General features: G+C 65.8%; 27 protein-coding genes. 16 read left to right on the forward strand and 11 right to left on the reverse strand.

What is annotated here, in order from left to right; genetic code table 11:
- Positions 1-138: 138 nt before the first annotated feature.
- Complete coding sequence (locus ACE3Q6_RS07635; RefSeq protein WP_374430436.1) at positions 139-678, forward strand: TlpA family protein disulfide reductase; 540 nt, start codon at positions 139-141, stop codon at positions 676-678.
- On the opposite strand, the gene ACE3Q6_RS07640 is transcribed toward ACE3Q6_RS07635, so the two are convergent.
- The 4 genes from ACE3Q6_RS07640 to ACE3Q6_RS07655 all read right to left on the reverse strand — a co-directional run bounded on the left by ACE3Q6_RS07640 (position 679) and on the right by ACE3Q6_RS07655 (position 4,310).
- Entirely contained in the window at positions 679-1,128 is a 450-nt protein-coding gene (locus tag ACE3Q6_RS07640) for an RES family NAD+ phosphorylase (RefSeq protein ID WP_374430438.1), read from the reverse strand.
- 52 nt (positions 1,129-1,180) lie between these two features.
- Positions 1,181-1,969 carry an exodeoxyribonuclease III gene (locus tag ACE3Q6_RS07645; protein ID WP_374430440.1) on the reverse strand — a complete coding sequence of 263 codons (789 nt, stop codon included), beginning with the start codon at positions 1,967-1,969 and terminating at the stop codon, positions 1,181-1,183.
- 370 nt (positions 1,970-2,339) lie between these two features.
- Complete coding sequence (locus tag ACE3Q6_RS07650; protein WP_374430443.1) at positions 2,340-3,026, reverse strand: response regulator transcription factor; 687 nt, start codon at positions 3,024-3,026, stop codon at positions 2,340-2,342.
- 111 nt (positions 3,027-3,137) lie between these two features.
- The gene (locus tag ACE3Q6_RS07655; RefSeq protein WP_374430445.1) at positions 3,138-4,310 is read right to left on the reverse strand and encodes a phytanoyl-CoA dioxygenase family protein; all 1,173 of its coding nucleotides are present in this window, start codon (positions 4,308-4,310) and stop codon (positions 3,138-3,140) included.
- Between the two features lie 93 nt (positions 4,311-4,403).
- Here ACE3Q6_RS07655 and ACE3Q6_RS07660 point away from each other — a divergent pair, with 93 nt between their 5' ends.
- Positions 4,404-5,414, forward strand: a complete 1,011-nt coding sequence (locus tag ACE3Q6_RS07660) for a LacI family DNA-binding transcriptional regulator (RefSeq protein ID WP_374430447.1) — start codon at positions 4,404-4,406, stop codon at positions 5,412-5,414.
- 49 nt (positions 5,415-5,463) lie between these two features.
- Positions 5,464-6,552, forward strand: coding sequence for a GTP cyclohydrolase II (ribA, locus tag ACE3Q6_RS07665; RefSeq protein ID WP_374430449.1), 1,089 nt, complete (start codon positions 5,464-5,466; stop codon positions 6,550-6,552).
- Here ribA and ACE3Q6_RS07670 read toward each other — a convergent pair.
- On the reverse strand, positions 6,535-6,924 hold the full coding sequence (locus ACE3Q6_RS07670; protein ID WP_374430451.1) for a nuclear transport factor 2 family protein: 390 nt from the start codon (positions 6,922-6,924) through the stop codon (positions 6,535-6,537). The genes ribA and ACE3Q6_RS07670 overlap by 18 nt on opposite strands.
- 97 nt (positions 6,925-7,021) lie before the next feature.
- Here ACE3Q6_RS07670 and ACE3Q6_RS07675 point away from each other — a divergent pair, with 97 nt between their 5' ends.
- Positions 7,022-7,528 carry a L,D-transpeptidase gene (locus ACE3Q6_RS07675; protein WP_374430455.1) on the forward strand — a complete coding sequence of 169 codons (507 nt, stop codon included), beginning with the start codon at positions 7,022-7,024 and terminating at the stop codon, positions 7,526-7,528.
- A 56-nt stretch (positions 7,529-7,584) separates the two neighbouring features.
- Complete coding sequence (locus tag ACE3Q6_RS07680; RefSeq protein ID WP_374430458.1) at positions 7,585-9,459, forward strand: amylosucrase; 1,875 nt, start codon at positions 7,585-7,587, stop codon at positions 9,457-9,459.
- 205 nt (positions 9,460-9,664) lie between these two features.
- Here ACE3Q6_RS07680 and ACE3Q6_RS07685 read toward each other — a convergent pair whose 3' ends face one another.
- From ACE3Q6_RS07685 to ACE3Q6_RS07695, 3 genes are all read right to left on the reverse strand, one after another.
- A complete protein-coding gene (locus tag ACE3Q6_RS07685) occupies positions 9,665-10,324 on the reverse strand; it encodes a YggS family pyridoxal phosphate-dependent enzyme (RefSeq protein ID WP_374430460.1) in 660 nt (219 codons plus the stop codon).
- Positions 10,325-10,416: 92 nt separating this feature from the next.
- Positions 10,417-11,388, reverse strand: a complete 972-nt coding sequence (locus tag ACE3Q6_RS07690; RefSeq protein ID WP_374430463.1) for a porin — start codon at positions 11,386-11,388, stop codon at positions 10,417-10,419.
- Between the two features lie 178 nt (positions 11,389-11,566).
- Positions 11,567-12,496 (reverse strand): porin, encoded by a 930-nt coding sequence (locus ACE3Q6_RS07695; RefSeq protein WP_374430466.1) that lies wholly within the window; start codon positions 12,494-12,496, stop codon positions 11,567-11,569.
- 262 nt (positions 12,497-12,758) lie between these two features.
- Between ACE3Q6_RS07695 and ACE3Q6_RS07700 the strand changes: the two genes are divergently transcribed.
- From ACE3Q6_RS07700 to holA, 4 genes are all read left to right on the forward strand, one after another.
- Positions 12,759-13,307: a DUF3576 domain-containing protein gene (locus ACE3Q6_RS07700; RefSeq protein ID WP_374430468.1), complete on the forward strand. Its 549-nt coding sequence runs from the start codon at positions 12,759-12,761 to the stop codon at positions 13,305-13,307.
- 102 nt (positions 13,308-13,409) lie between these two features.
- A complete protein-coding gene (gene leuS, locus ACE3Q6_RS07705; protein ID WP_374430474.1) occupies positions 13,410-16,040 on the forward strand; it encodes a leucine--tRNA ligase in 2,631 nt (876 codons plus the stop codon).
- On the forward strand, positions 16,027-16,560 hold the full coding sequence (gene lptE / locus ACE3Q6_RS07710; RefSeq protein ID WP_374430477.1) for an LPS assembly lipoprotein LptE: 534 nt from the start codon (positions 16,027-16,029) through the stop codon (positions 16,558-16,560). The genes leuS and lptE overlap by 14 nt, the downstream gene beginning before the upstream one ends.
- The gene (gene holA, locus ACE3Q6_RS07715; RefSeq protein ID WP_374430479.1) at positions 16,557-17,570 is read left to right on the forward strand and encodes a DNA polymerase III subunit delta; all 1,014 of its coding nucleotides are present in this window, start codon (positions 16,557-16,559) and stop codon (positions 17,568-17,570) included. The genes lptE and holA overlap by 4 nt, the downstream gene beginning before the upstream one ends.
- A 52-nt stretch (positions 17,571-17,622) precedes the next feature.
- Here holA and ACE3Q6_RS07720 read toward each other — a convergent pair whose 3' ends face one another.
- Positions 17,623-18,021 (reverse strand): OsmC family protein, encoded by a 399-nt coding sequence (locus tag ACE3Q6_RS07720; RefSeq protein ID WP_374430483.1) that lies wholly within the window; start codon positions 18,019-18,021, stop codon positions 17,623-17,625.
- A gap of 90 nt (positions 18,022-18,111) precedes the next feature.
- Here ACE3Q6_RS07720 and ACE3Q6_RS07725 point away from each other — a divergent pair, with 90 nt between their 5' ends.
- A complete protein-coding gene (locus ACE3Q6_RS07725; RefSeq protein ID WP_374430485.1) occupies positions 18,112-18,537 on the forward strand; it encodes a GAF domain-containing protein in 426 nt (141 codons plus the stop codon).
- Positions 18,534-18,854, forward strand: a complete 321-nt coding sequence (locus tag ACE3Q6_RS07730; RefSeq protein WP_374430487.1) for a hypothetical protein — start codon at positions 18,534-18,536, stop codon at positions 18,852-18,854. The genes ACE3Q6_RS07725 and ACE3Q6_RS07730 overlap by 4 nt, the downstream gene beginning before the upstream one ends.
- On the opposite strand, the gene ACE3Q6_RS07735 is transcribed toward ACE3Q6_RS07730, so the two are convergent.
- Complete coding sequence (locus ACE3Q6_RS07735; protein WP_374430490.1) at positions 18,851-19,303, reverse strand: DMT family transporter; 453 nt, start codon at positions 19,301-19,303, stop codon at positions 18,851-18,853. The genes ACE3Q6_RS07730 and ACE3Q6_RS07735 overlap by 4 nt on opposite strands.
- A gap of 121 nt (positions 19,304-19,424) precedes the next feature.
- On the opposite strand from ACE3Q6_RS07735, the gene ACE3Q6_RS07740 reads away from it, so the two are divergent.
- Positions 19,425-20,333 (forward strand): LysR family transcriptional regulator, encoded by a 909-nt coding sequence (locus ACE3Q6_RS07740; protein WP_374430492.1) that lies wholly within the window; start codon positions 19,425-19,427, stop codon positions 20,331-20,333.
- On the opposite strand, the gene ACE3Q6_RS07745 is transcribed toward ACE3Q6_RS07740, so the two are convergent.
- The gene (locus tag ACE3Q6_RS07745; RefSeq protein ID WP_374430494.1) at positions 20,330-21,316 is read right to left on the reverse strand and encodes a glycosyltransferase; all 987 of its coding nucleotides are present in this window, start codon (positions 21,314-21,316) and stop codon (positions 20,330-20,332) included. The two genes, ACE3Q6_RS07740 and ACE3Q6_RS07745, sit on opposite strands and share 4 nt — an antisense overlap.
- Positions 21,317-21,720: 404 nt before the next feature.
- On the opposite strand from ACE3Q6_RS07745, the gene ACE3Q6_RS07750 reads away from it, so the two are divergent.
- From ACE3Q6_RS07750 to ACE3Q6_RS07765, 4 genes are all read left to right on the forward strand, one after another.
- The gene (locus ACE3Q6_RS07750) at positions 21,721-22,878 is read left to right on the forward strand and encodes an ABC transporter substrate-binding protein (protein ID WP_374430496.1); all 1,158 of its coding nucleotides are present in this window, start codon (positions 21,721-21,723) and stop codon (positions 22,876-22,878) included.
- 81 nt (positions 22,879-22,959) lie between these two features.
- On the forward strand, positions 22,960-23,946 hold the full coding sequence (locus tag ACE3Q6_RS07755) for an ABC transporter ATP-binding protein (protein ID WP_374430499.1): 987 nt from the start codon (positions 22,960-22,962) through the stop codon (positions 23,944-23,946).
- A gap of 262 nt (positions 23,947-24,208) precedes the next feature.
- A complete protein-coding gene (locus ACE3Q6_RS07760) occupies positions 24,209-25,147 on the forward strand; it encodes an ABC transporter permease (RefSeq protein ID WP_374430522.1) in 939 nt (312 codons plus the stop codon).
- Entirely contained in the window at positions 25,137-25,940 is an 804-nt protein-coding gene (locus tag ACE3Q6_RS07765; RefSeq protein ID WP_374430528.1) for an ABC transporter permease, read from the forward strand. The genes ACE3Q6_RS07760 and ACE3Q6_RS07765 overlap by 11 nt, the downstream gene beginning before the upstream one ends.
- Positions 25,941-25,958 lie beyond the last annotated feature (18 nt).

The following is a 25,958-nucleotide window of genomic DNA, read 5'->3' on the forward strand; positions in this document are numbered from 1 at the left end:
CCGCTGGTCGAACCCGATCGAGGCGTTGATCGCCGTCATGATCGCGTCCGGCCCGCTGGCGAAGCGCCCGCCCCACATCTGGTTGGCGGCTTTGGGATCGCGGCTGTCGGACATGGATGGGCCTTTGGAGTGAGAAGCGTGCGGAAATTGCTGGTCGTCCTCTACACGGCCTTCCTGATCGGTGCAAACCCGGCGGTGGCGGATGTCGCCGCCTTGCGCGACGGGGACATGAAGAAGCTGGCGCTGCACGACGCGCCGGTGACGATCCCCGAAGCCGTGCTGCTGGATGCCGAGGATGGTGAGCACTCCCTGGCCGAATACAAGGGCAAATGGGTGGTACTGAACTTCTGGGCCACCTGGTGCGCCCCCTGCCGGCACGAGATGCCCTCGCTGGACCGCCTGCAGGTCGCGATGCCCGGCCTTGCGGTGGTGCCCGTGGCGACCGGTCGCAATGCCGTGGAAGGGATCAACCGGTTCTTCGAAGAGGCCAAGATCACCAGCCTGCCCATCCTGCGCGATCCGAAGTCGGAGCTTGCCCGCGGGATGGGGGTCATGGGCCTGCCGGTGACGGTGATCCTGAACCCCGAGGGGCAAGAGGTCGCCCGCCTGATCGGTGATGCCGAATGGGACAGCGACAGCGCCAAGGCGATCCTCTCGGCCCTGATGGCAGGGCAGTAATCAATCGTCCAGAAGCCTGGGGTCGAAGCTGAACGGCTCCACCCGCAGAACCGTGACCTTGTCCATGTCCGGATGGTCCGGGTTCAGGACGACGTTGGCCTCCAGCGGCACCACGTTGCTGGGCACGCTTAGCGCCAGGCACTCCTTGGCCTCCAGCCAGGCGTCACCAAGTGGCCGGGTCTCTTCCTCGGACATGGTGCCGGGAAAGCCGGACATCCGACACAGGTCATCGGGCAGGTCGTATTCCACCGCCTTCTGTTCTGGCACCTTGCCCTCGCGCCGCTTGTCGCGGGGCAGGTTCACGAAGACTTCCAGCGCCGCGAGCGCGAGGGACGAGGCGCAGTAGACGGCCGGACGACCCGGGCTGTTCCATCGCCCGCCATGCTTCTTCGTGCCCTCACCCGACAGGCCGGGAAGTGACTCGGGTTCCACCAGTTGCCACAGACGCACGTTCCACCTCCCTAGCCCTGAAGGATCAGCGGTCGGCGGCGAGAAATGTTCCCTAAAGGTCGAAGCTGGCGAAGACCGGGACGTGGTCCGAGGGCTGCTCCCACCCGCGCACGGGGCGCAGGATGCGGCTCGAATGCGCGGCATTGGCGATGTCGGGCGTGGCCCAGACGTGATCCAGCCGTCGGCCCTTGTCGGCGGCGTGCCAGTCGGGGCTGCGGTAGCTCCACCAGCTGTAAAGCCGCCCTTCTGGAATGTCCTTGCGGGTGATGTCCTGCCAGTTGCCCGACTCCATCACCTGGCCCAGGTGATCGACCTCCACCGGTGTGTGGCTGACGATCTTCAGAAGCGCCTTGTGGTCCCAGACATCATCCTCGCGCGGGGCGATGTTCAGGTCGCCCACCAGGATCGCCTTCTCCGGCTTGTCGCCGTGGAAGTGGTCACGCATGTGGGTCAGGAAGTCGAGCTTCTGGCCAAACTTGAGGTTTTGCTCACGATCTGGTATGTCGCCGCCGGCTGGAACATAGAAATTGTGGATGGTGACGCCATTCTCCAGCTGCCCCGCCACATGCCGCGCATGGCCCAGAGTGGCGAAGTCGTGGCCCCCCACATCCCTGATCGGCAGCTTGGACAGGATCGCCACGCCGTTGTAGCCCTTCTGCCCCCGCGCGACGACATGGGCATAGCCCAGCGCCCGGAACCCCTCCAACGGTATCAACTCGACCGGGCATTTGCATTCCTGCAGGCACAGGATGTCCGGCGTCTCTTCGGTCATCAGGCGCGAGACCAGCGCCTCGCGCAGGCGGACCGAGTTGATGTTCCAGGTTGCAAGGGAGAAGGGCATCTCAGGCTCCGCAGATTGGAGGCGGGACCGTAAGCCTCACGCGGTCGAGTCTCAAGACCTGGAAAAAAGAAGCCGGGCAGGTGCCCGGCAGATCGAACGGGGAGGTGAGCCACCCTACCGAAGCCGGGCGCAACGCGATTTGATCTGGCGCAAGCCGAATGCGACAAAAAAAGGCCGGGCAAGAAGCCCGGCCAGGTCCAACAGGGAGGATGCCGCGCCATAACCCCGACGCGACCAGGGGAACTTGCTGCACAACCGGTGCATGCGAGAAAGGTAGCAAGCGAATCCGGCAACAATAAGCCCTAAGCGGCAAGATTTCGTGTTTGTTGCATGGCGGTCGCAGAGAGCGTGGCCGCTGGGCAACAAACCGCTAGGCCACCAGCCGATACCCTCCGCTCTCCGTCACCAGAAGACGCGCGTTGGAGGGATCGGGCTCGATCTTCTGCCGCAGGCGGTAGATATGCGTCTCAAGCGTGTGGGTAGTCACGCCCGCATTGTAGCCCCAAACCTCGTGCAGCAGCACATCCCGCGCCACGACCCCGGTTGTCGACCGGTAGAGGTACTTGAGGATGTTGGTTTCCTTCTCGGTCAGCCGGATCTTCTTGTCCTTCTCGTCCACCAGCATCTTCTGGGCGGGCTTGAAGGTATAAGGGCCGAGCTGGAACACTGCGTCCTCGGACTGTTCATGCGTCCGCAACTGGGCGCGGATGCGGGCCAGCAGCACCGGGAACTTGAAAGGCTTCGTGACATAGTCGTTCGCGCCCGCGTCCAGGCCCAGGATCGTGTCGCTGTCGGTGTCATGACCGGTCAGCATCAGGATCGGGCACTTCACGCCCTGCTTGCGCATCCGCCGGCAAAGCTCGCGCCCGTCGGTGTCGGGCAGGCCCACGTCCAGGATCACCAGGTCGAAGAGACCGCCCTTGACCTTCTCCATGCCCTCGGCGCCGGTGCCAGCCTCGAACACGTCGAAGTCCTCGGTCATTACCAGCTGTTCGCTCAGCGCCTCGCGCAGGTCGTCGTCGTCATCGACCAGCAGGATCTTCCGCAGTCCGGCCATGGTGTCCTCCATTGCTCTTGCGGAGGAAATGCGCCCCGATCACGAACCTCGCAAGATTTGCTACCAAATGCTCACGCTGTCGTGTCGGTTCCGTCAGCAATGTTTCAGCCGTCAGGTGCCGTTCTTGCGTTCCAGGTCATTCAACGCGGTGTCCAGTTGCCCGTCGGACCAGCCCTCGCGCACCGCCTGGCTCAGGAAATCTGCCATGCTCCGCGGCGCAAGGCCCCCGATCGGCGGGTTGCGGTCCAGGTTGGTCGGGAATGGATAGCCTTCCGCCGTCGAGGCGATGACATTCGCGATGTCGATCCCCGCCCCGCCTTGGCGCAGCACCGGAAAGACAGCCCGGCACATCCGCGCCCGGTCCACCGATTCCATCGCCCGACCGAAGGCTGACGACACCTGCAAGAGGTTGACCATCCGGAAGCGGTCCATCGTCCGGTTCGTCCCCGCGCCATGCATGACCGCCGGGTTGAAGAACAGCGCGTCTCCCTTCTGCAGCGGCAACTGAACATAGTGCTTGGCGAAATGCTCTTGGAATTCCGGGCGGCCGAAGGCGAGATACCCCTCATGGAAGGTCTGCGAGAAGGGCAGCAGCATCGTCGGCCCGGTCTCTACCGGCATATCGCAATGCGCGACCGCCCCCTGCAGCGTCAGGAGCGGCGATACTCCGTGGATATGCGCGGGAAAACGCGCCATCTGCGCGGGCGACATGAAGCCCAGGTGATAGTCCCGGTGTGGCACCTGCGCCGCGCCGCCCGGGTTCACCCGGTTGACTTGGGCGGTCATCTGGTAGGCCGGGCCGAGCCAGGCTTCCGATGCCAGTGCCAGGGCGTCCGCGCTGTAATAGGCCGCGAAGTTTGCCGGGTCGGCCAGGCAGTGCTTTTCCAGCGAGTTCCAGATCCGGTCATTGGCCCCGGGCTTCGCGAAATGGTCGCCGCCGCCAAGGTTCGCCGCCTTCTCCTCGGCAATGATCGCCTCGAAAATCGCCGAGGCGCGGTCCACCACCGCGGCATCGGGCAGGGCATCGCGGATCACCACGATCCCGGGACCGTCGGCAAAGACCCAGGCCCATTCGGCTGTCAGCGCCCGCCGCGACTGCGCGCCCCGCGCCGCCTGGGCAACCGTCTCGCCCCGATAGATCGGGATGTTCTGCACCACTTCGGCGGCCTGCGGCACATCCTCGACCCTGGTCCGCCGCGAGACCTGCATCTTGAACACCTCGAAGTCGCCGCTGTCGGCGCTGATCCAGACGGGGCGGTGGGCGGCTTGGGCGGGAGCGTTCATGGCGGTTCCTTTTCCAGGGGGTTGAGACAAGCCTGCCGCTTGGCCCCGGATTGGACAATTGCGTTTCACCTCAAAATCACCTCACACTCGCGCATGGCGCGCAAGTTCAGCATCAAGGAGATCGCATTCCAGGCCGGACTCAGCGCGGCGACCGTCGACCGGGCGCTTCATGGCCGCGACCATGTCCGCGCCCTGACCCGCGAGAGGGTGGCCGCGGCGCTGGCCGAGCTGGAAAGCCAACACGCAAGCAGCCTGGTCCAGGGCCGCCGCTTCACCATCGACATCCTGATCCAGTCCCCCGACCGCTTCTCCTCCGAGGTCCGCGCCGCCTTCGAGGCCGAACTCCCCCTTGTCCGCCCGGTGGCCTTCCGCGCCCGGTTCCACCTGGCCGAGGTGATGACCGAAGAGGAGATCATCGCCCGCCTGACCGCCATCGCCCGGCGCGGAAGCCATGGTATCGTGTTGAAGGTTCCGGCCACCCCGGCCATCGAAGCCAGCCTGGCAAGCCTTGCCCATCGGGGAATTCCGGTCGTCACCTATGTCACCGACATCGCGCCGACCCTCAGGCTCGCCTATGTCGGGATGGAGAACCACCGCGCCGGGGCAACCGCCGCCTACCTGATGCAGAAGATGCGGCGGGACCCGGACTCGCGCGTGCTCATCACGCTCTCGTCGCAGATGTTCCAGGGCGAGGAGGCGCGTCGCGTGGGCTTCCTGGACCAGCTTCGGCGCAGCGCACGGGAAGTTCCGACCGTCACCGTCTCGGAAGGTCTGGGCGTCGACCGCACCACGCGCCTTCTGGTGCTGAAGGCGCTGGATCGCCACCCCGACATCGGCTGCGTCTATTCCATCGGCGGGGGCAACCGGGCGATCCTCGATGCCTTTGCGGAGGCCGCACGGAAGATCGACGTGTTCATTGCGCATGACCTGGACAGGATCAACCGCCAGCTTCTGGCCGAGGGCCGCCTAAGCCTGGTTCTGCACCACGATTTTCGCCAGGATGCGCGGCGGGTTTCGCTGCATTTCCTGCACCACCACCGCCTGCTCCCGCCCGAGACTGCCATCGCACCGGCGGAAATCCTGATCGCCTGTCCCACCCTGTAAGGCCGCGCAAGGGCCTTCCGCCCCGCGCCAATGCAGCCTAGATAGGGGCATGTCGCTTGGCCTCTCCATCCCCGAACGCCTGACCCGCGCCCGTGCCGATCTGCGCATGGGGGTGCCGGTGGTGCTGTGCGGGTCCCAGGGCGCCGCGCTGGTCGCCGCCGTCGAGACGCTGGATGCCACGCGACTGGCCGACCTGCGCAGTTTCGGACCCCCCGTGCTGGCCATCACCGCACGCCGGGCCGAGACGCTGAAGGCCCGTGCCTACGACGGCGATCTGGCGCGGATCGTGCCGCCCTCTGACACGGGTCTCGACTGGCTGCGGTCCGTGGCCGACCCCGCGGATGACCTCCGCACCCCGATGAAGGGGCCGCTGCAATCGGTCCGCGACGACTCGCCCGACCTTGCGCGGGCGGCGCTGGGCCTGGCCAAGACCGCCCACCTTCTTCCGGCCGCCCTTCTGGTGCCGGTGGCCGACGCCCTTGCGCTGGCCGGAACGCATGGCTTGACGCTTCTCGTCCTGGACGAGATTGCCCCGGCACTGGCCGCGCTTCCCCCGATGGACGAAGTCGTCTCGGCCCGCGTGCCCCTTGTCGCCTCCAGCGCCGGACGGGTCCATGTCTTCCGGCCCGACGACGGCGGCGAAGAGCATTACGCGATCGAGATCGGCCGCCCCGACCGGTCGAAGCCCGTGCTGGCGCGGCTCCACTCGGCCTGCTTCACGGGGGATGTGCTGGGGTCGCTGAAATGCGACTGCGGTCCGCAGCTGCGGGCGGCCCTGGCCCAGATGGGTGAGGAGGGGGCCGGCGTCCTTCTTTACCTCAACCAGGAAGGGCGCGGGATCGGGCTTGCGAACAAGATGCGGGCCTATTCGCTGCAGGACCAGGGGTTCGACACGGTCGAGGCGAACCACCGCCTGGGTTTCGAGGACGACGAGCGCGATTTCCGCATCGGGGCCGAGATTCTGCGCAAGCTGGGATTTTCCTCGGTTCGGCTTCTGACGAACAACCCGAAGAAGCTTGCGATGATGGAAGGTTGCGGGTTGCACGTGACCGAACGCGTCGCCCTGCGGGTCGGCGAGACGGCCGAGAACCGGGCCTACCTTGCCACCAAGGCGGCGAAGTCAGGTCACCTTCTCTAGCGCCGATTCACAGTGGGCGTGGCAGAGCCAGCCGTCGTCCTTGTGCACCCAGGTCGAACACTCCGCTGCCGTGTATTCCCCCTTCTGGCCGCCCCGCGTCACCTCTTGCCGCACCAGGTAGCCGATCACGGCCACGTCGGGCAAAGGCGAGGTGACATGGACTTCGCTGAAGCTGAAACTGCCAAGCGTCCAGTCGCCCTCTTCGGTCATCGTCGCCATCTTCTTCGGCGACATCGTACTGACCCCCATCGCATTGGTGGCCACCACCGTATCGCCGCAAAGTTTTGCCGCCGCCGCCCCGTCCTTGTCGCGCATCGCGTTCCAGAAGGCGGTCTCGAGGTCGAGGATCGTCTGTCTCAGGTCCGGTTCCATCGCGGTCTCCCCTGCAACCCTACGCCCAACCGCCGCGCAAAGGCTATGTTCCCCCCGCGCGCCCCGCATGGCAGGATACCGCGCAAAGGAAAGCCACATGTACAAAATTACTGATCTTGTCGTCACCCCAATGGGACTTCGCTTCATGGGACGCCTGTTCCCCTGTTCCATCGGGCGCGATGGAATCGTGTCCGCTGCAAAGAAGCGCGAGGGGGACGGGGCGACTCCGGCGGGGGTGCATCGGCTGGTCGGGATGCTGTATCGGCCCGACCGGCTGACACGGCCCGCGGACTGGGCGCTGCCCATCGGGCCGTCGGACCTGTGGTCTGATGACCCGGCGGACGCGAACTACAACCTGATGGTCCGCGCGCCGCACGGGTTCAGCCACGAGCGTCTGCGCCGCGCCGATCCGATGTATGACCTGGTGATCTTGACCGACTGGAACTGGCCCCATGCCGAGCCCGGTCGCGGCTCGGCCATCTTCATCCACCAATGGCGCCGCCCCGGTGCCCCCACAGCCGGTTGCGTTGCCCTGTCGCGCCGCGACCTGCACTGGATCGCCCCACGGATCCGACACCAGACGCGGCTGGTCATAAGGCTGTAAACCCCTTTCCGAAACGCTTTGGATTGCATAATCTGCCCGGAATTCGGGAGGATTCGATGCCGGCAGGACATAGCGCAGATGACGAGATTTTCGACCTGCGGCTTGCCCGGTCTTTGCCTGACCTCTTCCCGATGCTGGAAGCGCTTTACGGCACGCACCCCGACTTTCCGGCCTTCCGGGAAAAGCTGATCAAGGCGCTGAGGAAGGGTTGGGACGACCGCCCCGCCGACCTGAAGCGGCTCGACCTCGCGCGCGATCTTGAGCCCGACTGGTTCCAGCGCCCCGACATGGCGGGCTATGTCTTCTACATCGACCGCTTCAACGGCTCGTTGCAGGGCGTCCTGGACAAGCTCGACTACCTGGAGGACCTCGGGATCACCTATGTCCACCTGATGCCCTGCCTGAAGCCGCGGCCCGGCGACTCGGACGGCGGCTATTCGGTGATGGACTACCGCCAGATCAACCCGGCCTTCGGCACGATGGCGGATTTCGAGGCGGTCAGCGCCGCCCTGCGCGCGCGGGGGATGTCCTTGTGCGTGGACCTCGTTTTGAACCACACGGCAAAGGAACATGCCTGGGCGAAGAAGGCGGCGAAGGGCGATCCGAAGTACCAGGACTACTACCTGATGTTCGACACGCCCGACCTTCCGACGCTGTACGAGCAGACGCTGGTCGAGGTCTTCCCCGACAACGCGCCGGGCAACTTCACCCATTACCCCGAGATCGGGAAATGGGTCTGGACGACCTTCAACGAACACCAGTGGGACCTGAACTGGGCCAATCCGGCGGTGTTTCTCGAGATCGTCGAGGTCATGCTGTTCCTTGCCAACAAGGGCGTCGACGTGCTCCGGCTGGATGCGGTGGCCTTCATGTGGAAGCGGCTGGGCACCCGCTGCCAATCGGAACCGGAGGTCCACATGATCCTCCAGGCGCTGCGGGCGTGCTCGCGCATCGCCTCGGCGGCGGTGATCCACCTGGAGGAGGCGATCGTCGCGCCCTCCGAGATGCTGCCCTACCTCGGGCGCGGCAAGCACGACGGGAAGGAAGGCAATCTCGCCTACCACAACAGCTTGATGGTGCAGTTCTGGTCGGCGCTGGCGACGCGGGACACGCGGCTGATGACCCACGTGCTGGGCACCCATTTCCCGGACCGGCTGACCAACGCCACCTATGCGACCTATATCCGCTGCCATGACGACATCGGCTGGGCCGTGACCGATGAGGACGCCGCCGCCGTGGGGCTGTCGGGCCACGCGCACCGGAACTTCCTGTCGGACTTCTACGAGGGCAGCTTCCCCGGCACCTTCGCGAAGGGCGCGCTGTTCCAGGTCAACGAGCTGACCGGGGACAAGCGGATCTCGGGGTCCTTCGCCAGCCTCGCCGGTCTGGAAACCGCTCGCGACGCGGGAGAGGCCGACCTTGCCGTGCAGCGCATCCTGATGGGCCACGCGCTGATCGCGGCCTGGGGGGGCATTCCGCTGATCTACATGGGCGACGAGCTCGCGCTTCTGAACGACTACGGCTACCTCCAGAACCCCCACCACGCCCATGACAGCCGCTGGGTCCACCGGCCGCGGATGGACTGGACCCTGGCCGAGGACCGAGCGGAGGGCGAGACACCCTCGGCCCGGGTGTTCGGGGGCGTCCGCCACATCCTGGCCCGGCGGCGGGCCACGGGGGAGCTGCACGCGGCAAACCCGGTGCGGGTGGTGGCTTCGGGCAACGACGCGGTGCTGGCCTTCCAAAGGGTCGCGCCGACGGGGGTGCTGCTGGGGCTCTTCAACTTCACCGAACAGTGGCAGCACCTGCCAGAGGGGTGGGTGCGGGCGCTGGGGGTCAGCCGGATGTGGGACGCCCTGTCCGAGGCCGAGGTCCAGCCGCATGGCGGCCAGGTCGTGCTGCCGCCCTATGCGAGGGTCTGGCTGCTGTAGCCGTCCACGGTGGACATTTCTGGATTTCGATTTGGTATCAACAAGATACTCGTGGGCGTTAGGGATCTGTTAAGGTGAAAAACCGGGCGCCCCCTCACCCTGGCCCTCTCCCCCGAGGGGAGAGGGGACGCGGGTTTCGAGTGCAGTTCCCGGCCTGAAAGCGCCAGGCCAGGGGTAAACCGCGGGACAGCGCGGAGGTCCTGGGTCAGGCCGTCGGGTAGCTGCGCGCCCCGAAGATCGCGCTGCCAACGCGGACATGGGTCGCCCCATGCGCCACGGCGGATTCGAAGTCGCCGCTCATCCCCATCGACAGGCCGGACAGCCCATGGTCGGCGGCCATCCGGGCCAGCATGGCGAAATGGGGGGCGGAGTCCTGATCCTCGGGCGGGATGCACATGAGGCCCACGGGAGACAGCTCCATCGCGCGGCAATCCTTCAGGAAACCAGCAAAATCGGCAGGGAGGACGCCTGCCTTCTGCGGCTCTTCCCCGGTGTTCACCTGGACGAAAAGCTGCGGCAACGAGCCCCGCGCCTGCTGCAGACTAGCAAGCTTCTGCGCCAGCGAGGGCCGGTCCAGCGTGTGGATCGCGTCGAACAGATCCACGGCGACCTTGGCCTTGTTGGTCTGCAGGGGCCCGATCATGTGCAGCTCCAGCGGTCCGAAGCGGTCGCGCCAGGCGGGCCACTTTCCTGCGGCCTCCTGCACATAGTTCTCGCCAAAGACGCGGTGGCCCTGCTGCAGCACAGCCTCGACACGTTCGGCCGGCTGCACCTTCGACACCGCGATCAGCTTGACCGAGCCTTCGGCCCGCCCGGCCGCCCGTTCCGCCGCGCGCAACCGTTCCGTGATGTCCGTCAATGCCATGCCATCCCCCTGTTGCAGCGCAACCTAACGGGACCGGGCGAAAAGAAAAGAGCGGGCGCAAGGCCCGCTCTTCCGGGTCTTCCGATCAAAGGTCAGAACGAGAAGGACAGGCCCAGGTCCACGGCGTCGGTGTCGTCGGTCCGGTTCTTGACATAGCCGCCGGAAACCTTGGCCCCGCCGCCAAGATCGTAGGACGCGCCAAGACCATAGGCCCGGACGTTCGACGCCGTGGCGAGGTCGTTCGACAGCAGGTCCTCGTCATCCGAGACGAAGGCGGTGAGGCTGAGCGCGTCCACGGCATAGGTCGCCGAGAGGGAGTGCTGCTTCCACTCGTCGCCCTGGTTGTTCTTTCCGTCGGCATAGATCGCCTTCAGCGTCACGCCGCCGAAGGTTGCCGAGCCGCCCAGCACGAACTGCTCCCATTCGTAGTCGTCCTGGGCATCGAGGTTCTCGTAGCCAAGCGAGACCGCATAGGCGCCGGTGGAATACTTCGCGGCGATCGACTTCGCCTCGGCACCGATGGCACGGTCGAGTTGCGTGGACGACAGGTAGAAAGACAGGCTTCCGGCCGTGTATTCGTAAAGGACCGAGGTATCCTGCGGATCATCGAGGCCGATGCCGGGACCGTTGAAGTCGGTGCCACCGTTGGCCAGATAGGTGATCTCGTTCAGGTCGCTGAGACCAGTGTAGCCCACGCCATCCGTCTGGCCCGACGCGGCATTCGCGGCCCCGTCCACGTCGCCCATGGTCAGCTTGCCGAAGCCGCCCGAGATGTAGACGGTCGAGTCACCGTTTGTGTCGCCGGTATTGCCCGACGAGCCGTTCGAGCCGTCGTTTGAATTGCCGCCAAATTGGTCAGCGCGCATCGAAGCGCCGAACGACAGGCCGGTGTCGGTTTGGCCCGAGGCGGTGAAGTTGATCCGGACGCGGCTGGAGAACTGGACCCCGGTGTCACCGAAGGTGTCGATCAGACCCATGCGGGCCGTGCCGGTGACGGCTACTTCGGCCGAAGCGATGCCGACTGTGGCTGCAAGAATGGCGGTGGATGCAAGAAGCGTTCTCATCTGGACGTGCCCTCGTGATTTTTGATCACTAGGCGCTTCACATGCATACTTTTCAATCTTTCGCTGTTTGAACCGTCGCCGTGCACCACACCCTGTGTTCGGCGCGCAACAATCGGGCAGTGCAAAAGAAAAGAGCGGGCGCAAGGCCCGCTCTTTCCGTTCGTCCAATCCGAGTGAATTAGAACGAGAACTTCAGACCGACGTCGGCCACCGTGAGATCGTCAACGCCGTCGTTGTTCTGGCGAACGATACCGCCGGCAACGGTCGCACCGCCGCCGAGGTCGTAGGCCGCGCCGATGCCGATGTGCTGGGTGTCGGTGCTGCCGGCAGTGTAAGCGCCGTTGAAGCCGCCAGCGTCGTTGCCGAAGTCGGTGTAGAACGCGGTAAGAGTGGTAGCACCGATCGCGTAGTCGAGCGACAGAGCGTAGACGGTGTCAGCACCAGCCACGTTCACGTCCGAGATGCGGGCCTTGACAGTCGCCGCACCGAAGGTCGCCGAACCGCCGAGCGAGACCATGTCGATGTCGGTCACGCCGTCGGTTTCGTAGGCCAGAGCGGCCGAGTAGGCGTCGGTCGCATACTTCACGCCGATGCTCAGCTCTTCACCGCCTTCGATCTGACCAGCGCCGAGGCCGAAGGTCAGCGCGCCAGCGCTATACTCGTAGTAAGCGGCGGTCTTGGTGGTGTTGATGAAGTTGATTTCCTGCAGCGAGTCGTTCGGGCCATAGCCCACGCCCGAGACCTGGCCGACGAGAGCGTCAGCAGCGCCGCCGACGTCACCCATCGTCAGCTTGCCGAAGCCGCCCGAGATGAACACGGTCGAGTCGCCGTTCGTGGTGCCCGAGTTGCCCGAGGAACCATTCGAGCCGTCGTTGCTGTTGCCGCCGAACTGGTCAGCGCGCATCGAGGCGCCGAATGCCAGGCCGGTGTCGGTTTCGCCCGAAGCGGTGAAGACGATACGAACGCGCGACGAGAAGGCGGTCGAAGTGTCGGTGCCATCGTCAGCATACACCAGACCCATGCGGGCCGAACCCGACAGGGCGACTTCTGCGGAGGCGGCGCCAGCCATCAGAGCAACGGCGCTGGTCGCGAGAAGAATCTTTTTCATGTTTTCCCTCTTTCTTCAAGGTAAGCCCGCCGCAGGGGAATCCGCAGGGGAATGAGCCGTATTTCACCCTTGCCGCCCACGATTGCAACGCTTCCAAACCGCCGGGGAGAATTCGGCCCAAAATTGGTGCAGCAAAGCCACAGGTCTGGAATCGCCGCCCAACGCGCCCGTCGCCCGCGCCCGACCGCGCAGGGGAGCGAAAGCCCTTGGCAGGCCCCGGACGCCGCGCTAGACAGCAGGCAAGGGTTCCAAAGGTGGCCGGATGAACTTGCAACAACTCAGCAAAGCGGCTCTGGCAACGGGTCTTGTCCTTTCGCTGTCCGCTTGTGGCGGCGGGATCGGCAGCGGCAACCTGTTCGGCAATCGCGCCTCGATCCCCACGCAGGACCAGATGACCCGCAAGGAGCGGGCCGATGCCCAGCGCGCGGCCAACGCGGCGGCGAATCCGGACCGGGAGGAGCGCGGCTCGACCATCTGGGACCTGTTCTCGAGCTCGGACAACCCGAACACCACGGTCGAAGTCAACAAGTACATCTGGCAAGCGAGCCTCGAGGTGCTGAACTTCCTGCCCATCGAATCGGTGGACCCGTTCACCGGGGTGATCGTGACGGGGTACGGGCGGCCTCCGGGCGGGGGTCGGGCCTATCGCGCGACGATCTATGTGCAGGACCCGGCGCTGGATGCGCGCAGCCTGAAGGTGGCGCTGCAGGGGCAGGGCGGCGGGGCGGTGGCTCCGGAGACCGTGCGGGCAGTCGAGGACGCGATCCTGACCCGGGCGCGGCAGCTGCGGGTCCGCGACAGCAAGCTTTAAGCGTTTCGGTACCGATGCAAGGCGGGGAAGGGGTGGACCTTTCCCCCGGCGCATGTGTAATTCCGCCCCGCAATTCGCGCTGAATTCCGCATGAGGCTCCTGATGTCGCGCTATGACCCTTCGGTGATCGAACCCCAATGGCAGGACGCCTGGGAGAAGGCAGGGACCTTCACGGCGCGGCGCGATCCGGCGAAGCCCAAGTATTATGTGCTGGAGATGTTCCCCTATCCCTCGGGGCGCATCCATATGGGGCATGTGCGCAACTACACGATGGGCGACGTGGTGGCGCGGACGAAGCTGGCGCAGGGCTATTCCGTGCTGCACCCGATGGGCTGGGACGCCTTCGGGATGCCGGCCGAGAATGCGGCGATGGAGCGGGGCGGACATCCGAAGGATTGGACCTACGGCAATATCGCGGACATGAAGGCGCAGATGAAGCCTCTGGGCCTGTCGATCGACTGGTCGCGGGAACTGGCGACCTGCGACCCGGAGTATTACGGCCAGCAGCAGGCGATGTTCATCGACATGATGGAGGCCGGCTTGGTCTACCGGAAGGCCGCCGTGGTCAACTGGGACCCCGTGGACATGACGGTGCTGGCCAACGAGCAGGTGATCGACGGCAAGGGCTGGCGGTCCGGCGCGGCGGTGGAGCGGCGCGAGCTGACGCAGTGGTTCTTCAAGATCTCCGATTATTCCGAAGAGCTGCTGTCGGCGCTCGACGGTCTGACGAACTGGCCAGAAAAGGTGCGCCTGATGCAGGCGAACTGGATCGGCAAGTCGCGCGGGTTGCAGTTTGCGTTCGAGACGGTGGGGGCTCCTGCGGGCTTTGCTAAGCTGGAGGTCTATACGACCCGGCCCGACACTCTAATGGGGGCAAGCTTCGCAGCGATCAGCCCGGATCACCCGCTGGCCAAGGCCCTGGAGACGGACCCGAAAGTGGCCGAGTTCGTGGCGCTGTGCCGCAAGGGTGGCACCTCGGCGGAAGAGATCGAGACGGCGGAGAAGATCGGTTATGACACCGGCATCCGGGTGAAGCATCCGCTTGATCCCAATTGGGAACTCCCGGTCTGGATCGCGAACTTCATCCTGATGGACTATGGCACCGGCGCGATCTTCGGCTGCCCGGCGCATGACCAGCGGGACTTCGACTTTGCCACCAAGTACGGACTGCCGATCAAGCCGGTCTTCACAGCCGACGGCGCGGATGCCGCGCTGACCGAGGCCTTCGTGCCGATGAAGTCGGAGAAGGTCCACTACATCCGTGGCTTTGCCGGTGCCGAAGTGCAGACCGGCGAAGAAGGCGTCAACGCGGCCATCGCCCATGCCGAGGCGAATGGCTACGGCAAGGGCGTCACCAAGTACCGCTTGCGCGACTGGGGCGTCAGCCGGCAGCGCTATTGGGGCTGCCCGATCCCGGTGATCCACTGCGCGACCTGCGGCGTCGTGCCGGAAGCGAAGGCGAACCTGCCGATCGAACTGCCCTACGACGTGACCTTCGATGTCCCTGGCAACCCGCTGGACCGCCACCCGACCTGGCGCGACTGCACCTGCCCGAAGTGCGGCGCCAAGGCCCGGCGCGAGACGGACACGATGGACACCTTCGTCGATTCCAGCTGGTACTACGCCCGCTTCACCGCGCCCCGCGCGACGACGCCGACGGTGCTGGAAGACGCCGACTACTGGATGAACGTCGACCAGTACATCGGCGGGATCGAGCATGCGATCCTGCACCTGCTGTATTCGCGCTTCTTCGCACGGGCGATGCAGAAGACCGGCCACCTGCCCAAGAAGGCCATCGAGCCGTTCAACGCGCTGTTCACGCAAGGGATGGTGACGCACGAGATCTACAAGTCCACCGACGCCCAGGGCCGCCCGGTCTATCACCTGCCCGAGGACATCCTGCGCTTCAACATCGGCAACGAGCCGGTGGCCTTCCTGCGCGCGGACCATCCGACGGACCTGTCGGAGCTGACCGAGGACCAGCTGAAAGCGAAGCTCGAAGAGGCGGCAGGGACCGCGATCGAGATCGTGCCCTCGGCCAAGATGTCGAAGTCGAAGAAGAACGTCGTCGACCCGATGAACATCATCGCCCAGTTCGGCGCGGACACGGCGCGCTGGTTCGTGATGTCGGATTCGCCCCCGGAACGTGACGTGGAATGGACGACCTCGGGCGTCGAGGCGGCGTTCAAGCACCTCTCCCGCGTCTGGGCGCTGTCGACCCGGATCGGCGAAATGCCCGCCGACCACCAGGGCGAGGGCGACGAGGCTCTGGCCAAGGCTACGGCCCGCGCCATCGATGAGGTGACCCGGGGCATCGAGGGCTTTGCTTTCAACAAGGCGATTGCCAGCCTCTACGGCTTCACCAACACGATCAGCAGGGCCAACGGTTCGACCGCAGTGATGCGCGAGGCGATCCGGACGCTGGCCAAGCTCATGTCGCCGATGACGCCGCACCTGGCCGAGGCAGTCTGGGCCGCGCAGGGCGGAGAAGGGCTGTGCACCAGTGCGCCCTGGCCCAAGGCAGACCCGGCGCTTCTGGTCGACGACACGGTGACCCTGCCGATCCAGATCAACGGCAAGCGCCGGGCGGAAATCAGCGTGCCGAAGGACATGCCCATTCCCGAGGTTGAAAAGATCGCGCTCGCGGACGAAGCTGTGGTGAAGTTCCTTGCCGGGCAACCGGTGAAGAAGATCATCGTCGTCCCGGGTCGCATCATCAATGTCGTCGTCTGACCGCCTGACCCGTCGCCCCGGCCTTCTCCCCCAAGGGGTGGGGGTCTCACGCCGTGCGCTGCTTCTGGCCCCGCTGGCCTTGGCCGCCTGCGGCTTCACCCCGGCCTATGGTCCGGGGGGGTCTGCCGCAAAGCTTGCCGGGACCGTGCGGGTTCAGGACCCGGTGGACAAGAACGGGTTCGACCTGGTCGAGCGGCTTGAGGAACGGCTGGGCCGACCCGAGGCGCCGCGCTATGACCTTGCCTACACGATCACGACCCAGACCGTGGGTGTGGGCTACACCGCCGACGCCACGATCACCCGCTACAACGTGAAGGGCGTGGTGGATTACAGTCTGACCGATCAGGCCTCTGGGGTCCGGGTGACGGGCGGGCGGGTGCAAGGCTTCACGGCCTACAATGCGACCGGGTCCACTGTGGCGCTCCTGGCGGCCGAAGAGGATGCGGCTTATCGACTGATGCGCATCCTGGCCGACCAGATCACCGCCCGGCTGATCGGCGCAGCCGCCAGCCTGCCATGATCCTGAAGGGGGCGGAGGCCGCTCGCTACTGCGCGAAACCCGATCCCGCGCGGACAGGGCTTCTGATTTTCGGGGCCGATGCCATGCGGGTGGCGCTGAAGCGCCAGGAGGCCATCGCGGCGCTTGTCGGGCCCGAAGGCGAGGCGGAGATGCGGCTGACCCGGATGTCCGGGGCCGACCTGCGCAAGGACGGCAGCCTGCTTCTGGATGCGATCAAGGCCGTGGGGTTCTTCCCTGGCCCCCGGGTGGCCTTCGTCGAGGAGGCGACCGATGGGCTGGCAGATACCATCGCCGTGGCCCTGGCCGAATGGAAGCCAGGGGACGCGGTCATCGTGGTCACGGCGGGGAACCTGACCGGGAAATCGGCGCTGAAGACCCTGTTCGAGAAGCATCCCTCGGCCGTTTCCATCGGGCTTTACGACGATCCGCCCAGCCGGGAAGAGATCGAGGACGCGCTGAAGAAGGCGGGCCTGCGCGACATCGACCGCGAGGCGATGAACGACCTCAACACCCTGGCCCGCGCGCTGGACCCCGGCGACTTCCGACAAACGCTGGAGAAGATCGCGCTTTACAAGTATGGCGACACGACGCCCCTGACGCCCGCCGACGTCGCAGCGATGGCCCCGGCGACCATCGAGGCCGAGGTGGACGAATTGATCGACGCCGTGGCCGAGGCGCGCAGCAAGGCGATCGGCCCGCTCTTCCGGCGGTTGGAGGGGCAGGGGGTGCAGCCGGTCACGATCTGCATCGGGGCGCTGAGGCACTTCCGCATCCTGCACGCGGCGGCGACCGATCCGCAGGGGCCGGGCGTGGGCATCCAGAAGGCGCGGGTGAACTTCAAGCAAAAGGATGCGATGGGCCGCCAGGCAGGGCAATGGGGCGTCCGCGCGCTGGAGACGGCGGTGGCGATCCTACTGGAGACCGACCTGACGCTGCGGTCCGCCAGCAAGGCCCCTGGCATGGCTCTGATGGAACGCGCCCTGATCCGCATCGCGATGACGCGGCGCTAGGGATCGATTTCTTCGAAGAAATCGGTCCGGAGTTTTCAAAAACTCCGGCGCTTCACGCCCGCCGGAGGGTCCCGGTCATGGGGACGGCGGCTGCCAGCGTGTTGGAAATCGTGCCGTATTTCAGGATGTTGCGGTGCAGAAGGTCCAGCCTCGCATCGGACTCGGTCGTGGCGACCACGATGTCGTACCTGATCGCGGTCAGCTTTGGCGGGCTGTCCTGGCGGTCGGCCTGAAGGGCGATCCTCATCCCGTCCAGCTGGAACTTCAACGTCGGGCAGACCCGCTCGGCCCCCTTGATCATGCAGGCGGCCAGAGCGGAAAGAAGAAGCTCCACCGGGTTCAGCGCGTCCTTGCGCCCCTCCATGTCGGTGGCAAGGCGGATTTCGGCGCCGTGGCTGGTTGCCAGGCTTCCGGTTGCATCCAGGCGGCGGGCTTGGACTTCGTATTGCATGGGGCCTCGCAGGATTGACAGTCGGTATCAGGGTCCGAGAATGGACGGATCCGTTCCACGCGCCTTGATCCGGCGCAAAGCGAGGACCGATTGACCGCATTTTCCGACCTTCACGCCCGCTGCGCCGCCCTTGGCACGCGGCTCTTCACCGTGACCACCGTCGACGAAGAGGCCGGCCTGGCGCGCAGGCTCTATACCTCGCATCCGGTGGAGTACCCGGTGTCGGGGATCAAGCCGATGGAGAAGGACGGCTGGTACGACCATACCGTCCGGGGCCAACGGACCTTTGTCGCCAACACTCCGCCAGAGTTCGCGAAGTATTTCTTCGACCACGCGCTCATCGTCTCGCTGGGGCTGGGGTCCTGCATCAATGTCCCGGTGGTCGACGGAGGTCGGGTGCTGGGAACGGTGAACCTGCTGGCCGAGGCGGGGCATTTCACGCCGGACCGGCTGGCCGCCTACGAGGTACTGGTGGCCGAGGCGACCCCGGCCCTGGTGGCGGAGCTGCGCGGATGACGAAGGAGACCTCGCCCATCGAGCAGTTCCTGGCCCCCCTGGCGAAGATCGCACGGAAGCACCGCGACATCGAGGGGCTGGTGTTCTGGGGCGGGCCCGACGGGTGGGACGCCTCGCCTTCGGAAGCGCTGGAAGCCGAGGAGATCGCCTTCTACGCAGAGGGCCTGTTGATCGACGGCTTCCACATGGACTGGGCGCTGGTGGCCGAGGGCGACGCGCCCGACCACCTGAGGCTTTGCTTCTGGCAGGACGGCGATCCACCCCCGGCGGTGGCCCTGCCCTGGCGGGTGGACGCCTCGGGGCGCTGGACGCCCTAGAGCCGGGACAGAAGCAGGCCCGCGCCGACCAGACCGGCGGCGGCCAGACGGCTCGGCGTGATTTCACGGACCGCCATGCCAAGCGCGCCTGTCGCGTCGATGACCAGCGCGGCGGCCATCTGGCCGAAGACCAGCGCCGCTACCAGCGTCACCACGCCCAGGGACGACACGCCCCAGACCGCCGTGAAGACATACCAGGCCCCAAGCAGGCCGCCCAGAAGTGTCCAGACCGGGACCGAGGTCAGGCGCAGGTAGGCACTTCCGTTGCCTTGCAGCAAGGAAATCGCCATCAGGACCAGGAACCCCACCCCGAAGGACACCGCCGCAGCCGGAACCGGCCCGCCCAAGCCACGGCCCAGCGCCGCGTTGATCGGAGCCTGCACCGCAATCGCGGCACCGCCCAGTGCCACGGCCACCATCGCCCACCACATCCGCGCCTCCATCTTCATCCGCACAGATCACCATGCGTCGTGCGGGGTGGCAATCTCCCCGATTGCACGCTTGCCCTGCGCGCACGAATCCGCAGACTGCGCAACCAGGCCCCCGGGCGGGCCGCCCACGCGAGACGTCATGGCTTTCACTCTGCGCCAGCTTCAGTTCTTCGTCGCCGCCGCCGAGGCCGGGTCGGTCTCCGGGGCCGCACGCGCCCTTTCGATCAGCCAGTCCTCGGTCACCGAGGCGATCCGCGGGCTGGAGGACGACCTTGGCGTCGTCCTGTTCGACAGGCAGGCCCGCGGGATCCTGCCCACGCACAAGGGCTCGGCCTTCCTGCGGCACGCCCGGCAGATCCTTGCGGACGTGGCGAATGCCCGTAGCACCTTCCAGGCCGAAGCCGAGACCGCGCGCGGCCGGCTGTCGCTGGGCGTGACCAGCCTCGTCGCGGGCTACGTGCTGTCCGACATCCTGCAGCGTTACCGCCGCGCCTATCCGCAGGTCGAGCTGAACGTGATCGAGGACAGCGGCGACTATCTTCAGCACCTGCTGATCGGGGGCGAGCTGGACGTGGCGGTGCTTCTGACCTCGTCGGTCCATGACCGGATGGCGCTGAACGTCGAGACGCTGCTGGTGTCGCCCTACCGGCTGTGGCTGCCGCTGGGTCATCCTCTGGCGCAGCAGGAAAGCATCGCGCTCGAGGAACTGGCAGGGACGCCGATGATCCAGCTGATGGTGGACGAGATCGAGGAATCCACCCGCCGCCTGACCGCCGCCCTGCCCGTGAAGCCGCAGATCGCCTTCCGCACCCGCAGCGTCGAGGCGGTGCGCAGCCTGGTCGCAACCGGCGCGGGCCTCGCGATTCTGCCGAGCCTCGTCTACCGGCCCTGGTCCCTGGAAGGCGACCGGATCGAGATCCGGGATGTCTCGGGCGACCTGCCCACGGTCCAGGTTGGCCTTGCCTGGCGCAAGGGCGCGCCACTGACCGGACCTGCGTCGAACTTCATCCGCTCGGCGCAAAGCACGGCGGTGGTGAGGCCCAGCTAGGTGGCCTCCGGCAACGCGACACCTGCGATCCGGGCAAGATGTTCCATCCGGCGGCGGAACTCTGGCAAGAAGCCGTGACGGCGGGAAAACGTCCAGGCATTGCGGCTGTGCCGGGCAAGCTCGGCCCGATCCTGTGCCACCTCGGCGATCCGGTCCGCCAGCAGCTCTGGCTTGCCGAGGGGCGTGTCCCAGCCTCCCTGCGACTCGCCGTTCAGCCTCTGCCACATGCGGTTGCCATAACTTGCCACCGACACCCCACAGCCCATCGCTTCGATATAGGTGCAGGACGGGTCCGACTGTCGGTGACAGCCCAGGAAAAGGTCCGCCTGTTGCCGGGTGAACGGCACAAGCTCGGTCTCGAAATCCACCGCTCCATGCAGGCGAACCCGACGCGGCTCTGGCAGGCTGCCTATTCCTTCAGCGACTTCCGCCTGCAATGAGCCGGTCCCGAAGATGTCCAGAGTGAAATCGACGCCCCGCTTCGAAAGCCTGCGGGCCACTGGAATCAGGTCCTGCGCGCCCTTCATCGCCTCCAACCGGCCCGAAAAGACCAGTCGAAGCGGACCTCCAGCCGACAGGTGAGCCTCGCGCGCGGCCATCTCTGCCTCGGTGGCGAAAAGGTCGGGCGTCATGCGCCCATCGAGGTAGAGCAGGGTGTCTGTGCACATATGCGCGTAGACGTCATGCGCCGGATAGCCGTTCGACTGCAGGCCGTGCGCCGCCCGGAACGCGCGTTGCCGCAAGCGTTCCTGCTTCATGAGCCAGATGTGCCCCTTCAGGCGGCCAACCATCCCCCGGTCGCGATCGAGGTTCAGGATCTGCTGTCTGGTTTCCGGCGTATATTCAATAACATAGACTATCTTCTGCCCAGGCTGCAAATAATCGGGCAGCTTGAGGCAGTGAAAGTCGTCGCCGCCGGCATAGACAAGGCCGGCCCCCTGCAGGTGCTGCGGTCCGATCTCCTCGGCGGGATCCAAGGTCAAAGGGAAGCTCGTACCGGTCATAGAGCCGACCGAACGGGATGCCGCCCGCGCCGCGGCGCAGAACGCACTTGATCCGGCTTGGCCAGTGCGCCTGCTGGATGCGCATGCCTTCGACGAACTTTACGTCAAGAAGCAGGCGCTTCCCCTCCACGACCACCGGAGCGGGCGCGATCATCACCATATGAACCATCAATCGAGCCGCTTTCCCGAATGCATCCTGTCCCCCAGACAATCTGCTATAGCTCTATGTCGACGTCATGGCAAAATTTGAGCCATCGGGAAAACCGATAGTTAGCTTCAGTTTTTTGTTATTGCGAAAGTACAGGGGCACCATAGGCTCTCGGCAAGTCCGCTGGAACGGACCCTCTGCATCCATGCCAGAGACACAACAACGGGAGTCTGCCATGAATCGCCTCAAGCTCTTGGGAACCACAACGCTTGCCCTGATGACCGGGATCAGCCCGGTCCTCGCCCAGGTGACCGAAATCGGCGCGCCGGAGGGCCAGGTGAACATCGTCGCCTGGCCGGGCTACATCGAGCGTGGCGAAACCATGAAGGAATTCGACTGGGTCACCAAGTTCGAGGCGGCCTCGGGCTGCAAGGTCAACGTGAAGACCGCCAACACCTCGGACGAGATGGTGGCGCTGATGAACGAGGGCGGGTTCGACCTGGTGACCGCATCGGGTGATGCCTCGCTGCGGCTGGTGGCAGGGGACCGGGTCCAGCCGATCAACACCGACCTGATCCCGTCCTGGTCCACCGTGGACGAACGCCTGAAGTCCGCGCCCTGGCACACGGTCGACGGCGTCCACTACGGCGTGCCCTACATGTGGGGGCCGAACGTGCTGATGTACAACACCGAAGTGTTCAAGGAGCCGCCGACCTCGTGGAACGTGGTGTTCGAAGAGATGACCCTTCCCGACGGCCAGTCGAACAAGGGCCGGGTGCAGGCCTATGACGGCCCGATCCACATCGCCGACGCTGCGCAATACCTGATGTTCCACAAGCCGGAACTGAAGATCACCTCGCCCTACGAGCTGAACGAGGAACAGTACAAGGCCGCGCTTGACCTGCTGCGGCAACAGCGCGAGCTGGTCAGCCGCTACTGGCACGACGCCTTCATCCAGATCGACGACTTCAAGAACGAGGGCGTGGTCGCCTCGGGCTCCTGGCCGTTCCAGCGCAACCTGCTGCAGTCGGAAGGCCTGCCGATCGCCAGCGTGATCCCGCAGGAAGGCGCGACGGGCTGGGCCGACACGACGATGATGCATGTCGACGCGGCGAATCCGAACTGCAGCTACCTGTGGATGGAGCATACGCTGTCGTCCAACCTGCAGTCCGACCTTGCGGTCTGGTTCGGCGCGAACCCCTCGGTTCCCGCGGCCTGCACCGACGGGCGCGGCATGTCGACGGCGGAAAGCTGCACCGCGAACGGGATGGACGACTTCGAGAAGATCCGGTTCTGGACCACTCCGGTGTCGAACTGCAGCCAGGGCGACGGCGCCTGCGTGCCCTACTACCGCTGGGTCTCGGACTACATCGGCGTGATCGGCGGACGCTGATCCTTCAAGCCAGGGTGGGCGCATCGCCCACCCTACTTCCCCTTGCCAGTGGTGCGCCGTCGCGCACCCTACGGATCTTCCATGACTTCAGCTGTCGAGTTCCAGAACGTCTCTCGCCATTTCGGCCCGGTGAAGGCCGTCGATGCCGTGGACCTGACCATCGCCGAAGGATCCTTCTTCGCGATGCTGGGGCCGTCCGGGTCGGGCAAGACCACCTGCCTGCGGCTGATCTCGGGGTTCGAGAAGCCCACGGGCGGGCAGATCCGCATCTTCGGCGAGGACGTGTCGAACACGCCCCCGCATCTGCGCAACGTGAACACGGTGTTCCAGGACTATGCGCTGTTCCCGCATCTGAACGTGCGCGACAACGTGGCCTACGGGTTGATGGTCAAGGGCGTGGGCCGCGCGGCGCGCTATGCCCAGGCCGAGGAGATGCTGGCGCTGGTCAAGCTTGACGGCTACGGCGACCGGAAGCCGGCGCAGCTGTCAGGCGGGCAGCGGCAGCGGGTTGCGCTGGCCCGGGCGCTGGTGAACCGGCCGCGCGTGCTCCTGCTGGACGAACCCCTTGGCGCGCTGGACCTGAAACTGCGCGAGGCGATGCAGGACGAACTCAAGGCGCTGCAGCACAAGCTGGGCCTGACCTTCGTCTTCGTGACCCATGACCAGCACGAGGCCCTGTCGATGGCCGACAGCCTGGCCGTCTTCAACGAGGGGAAGATTGCCCAGATCGGCACCCCGCAGGACATCTACGACCGCCCTGCCACCAGATTCGTGGCCGATTTCGTCGGCTCCTCCAACGTACTGCCCCCCGACCTGACCCGCGCCTTGGGCGGCCCGGCGCAATGGGCGTCACTCCGCCCGGAGGTCACGCGCCTTGCCGCGACTGGCCCGGTCAGCGGCACCGTCACCGCGCTGCGCTACCTTGGCTCGGGGACCCGCGTGGTAATCCGCACCGGCGAGACCGAGATCGCCGCCCTTGTCCCCGCTGGCCAGCCCGTCCCGGCCGAAGGCACCACGACCGCCATCGCCTTCGATCCTTCGGCGCTGCACCTGATGGGGGTCACCTGATGCGTGCCGCCCGGATCCACCGTCGCAGGGGGCGCCGCCCCCTCGCCCTTCGGGCCATGACATCTGCCACTCGAACCAATGGCGGGGCAGATGTCAAACCCCGGGATATTTGGGCAAAGATGAAAGGGGCCGAGACCCTACCTTTCATCTTTGCAGCAAATATCCCCGCCGGAGGCTCCAACGCCGCCCATCCGCGCCACGTCGCAGGACCGGGCGCCCAAAATTCTTCCTTCAAGAATTTTGCCGGTCAGGGGGCGCAGACATGACCGCCCCCGCGATCCTGCCCGCAAAGGGCGCGGCCGACCGGCTCACCGGTGTCTTCTGGCGGAAACCGAAGCTCCTGCTTCTCCTCCTTATCACCCCGCCCTTGCTCTGGCTGGGCGTGGTCTACCTGGGTTCGCTTTTCGCCCTCCTCCTCCAGTCCTTCTACTCGATCGACGAGTTCTCGGGCGTGGTGAAGGAGGAGTTCACGCTCAAGACCTACGCCGAGCTCTTCCGGGCGCAGAACCTGGACATCATCCTGCGGACCGTGTTGATGGCGACGGCGGTCACGCTGGCCTGCGCGATCCTCGCCTTTCCGATCGCCTACTACGCGGCCCGCTATGCCAAAGGCCCGTGGAAAGCCGCCTTCTACCTTGGCGTCATGCTGCCCCTGTGGTCGTCCTACCTGGTCAAGGTCTATGCCTGGAAGCTGATCCTGGCCAAGGAGGGCATCCTGGGCTGGGCCGCGGAGAGCACCGGGACCAGCTTCATCATCGACGGCATCCTGTCGATCCCGGGGCTGGAGGGCTCGTCGCTGTCCACCTCGCCCTTCGGGACCTTCCTCGTCTTCGTCTATATCTGGCTTCCATACATGATCCTGCCGATGCAGGCGGCGCTGGAACGCGTGCCGAATTCGATGCTGGAGGCCTCGGCCGACCTCGGTGCCACGCAAAGCCAGACCTTCCGCACGGTGATCCTGCCCCTGGCCCTGCCGGGCGTGATTGCCGGGTCGATCTTCACCTTCTCGCTGACCTTGGGCGACTACATCATCCCGCAGATCGTGGGGGACTCGTCGCGCTTCATCGGCCTCACCGTCTACCAGCTGCAGGGCACCGCCGGGAACACTCCGCTTGCCGCCGCCTTCGCCGTGGTGCCGATCCTGATCATGCTGGTCTACCTGTCGCTGGCCAAACGCGCGGGGGCTTTCGATGCGCTCTGAAGCCTCCTGGGGTCTGAAACTTGCGGCGCTGGGGGGATTGCTGTTCCTTCACCTGCCGATCCTTCTCATCTTCCTCTACGCCTTCACGACCGAGGAACGCAGCTACGCCTTCCCGCCGCCGGGCTACACGACCGAATGGTTCGCCGTCGCCTGGAACCGCGAGGACATCTGGCCGCCGCTCTGGCTGTCCCTGCAGGTCGCGGCCATCTCGACCGTGATGGCGATGATCCTGGGCACACTCGCCGCCGCCGCGATGGCGCGGGCAAGCTTCTTCGGGCGTGACCAGGTCAGCCTTCTGATCCTTCTCCCCATCGCGCTGCCCGGGGTCATCACCGGCATGTCGCTGCGATCCGCCTTCGGGATCATGGACATCCCGTTCAGCACCTGGACCATCGTCCTGGGCCACGCGACCTTCTGCATCGTCATCGTCTACAACAACGCCATCGCCCGGATGCGGCGGCTGTCGGGCGGGATTCTGGAGGCCAGCGCCGACCTTGGCGCGAACAGCTTCCAGACCTTCCGCTATGTCCTGCTGCCGAACCTCGGCTCGGCGCTTCTGGCCGGCGGGATGCTTGCCTTTGCCCTGTCGTTCGACGAGGTCATCGTCACCACCTTCACGGCGGGCCAGCAATCCACCCTGCCGATCTGGATGCTGAACGAGCTTGTCCGCCCGCGCCAGCGCCCCGTCACCAATGTCGTCGCCATCGTGGTCTTCGCCGCCACCTTCGTGCCGATCCTCATCGCCTACTACCTCACCCGCGGCGGGTCCGAGACCGCCGGCATGGGCAAATAACGGAGGAATACCCATGAC

It is taken from the genome of Tabrizicola sp. (assembly GCF_041913445.1).
GTDB lineage: Bacteria > Pseudomonadota > Alphaproteobacteria > Rhodobacterales > Rhodobacteraceae > Tabrizicola.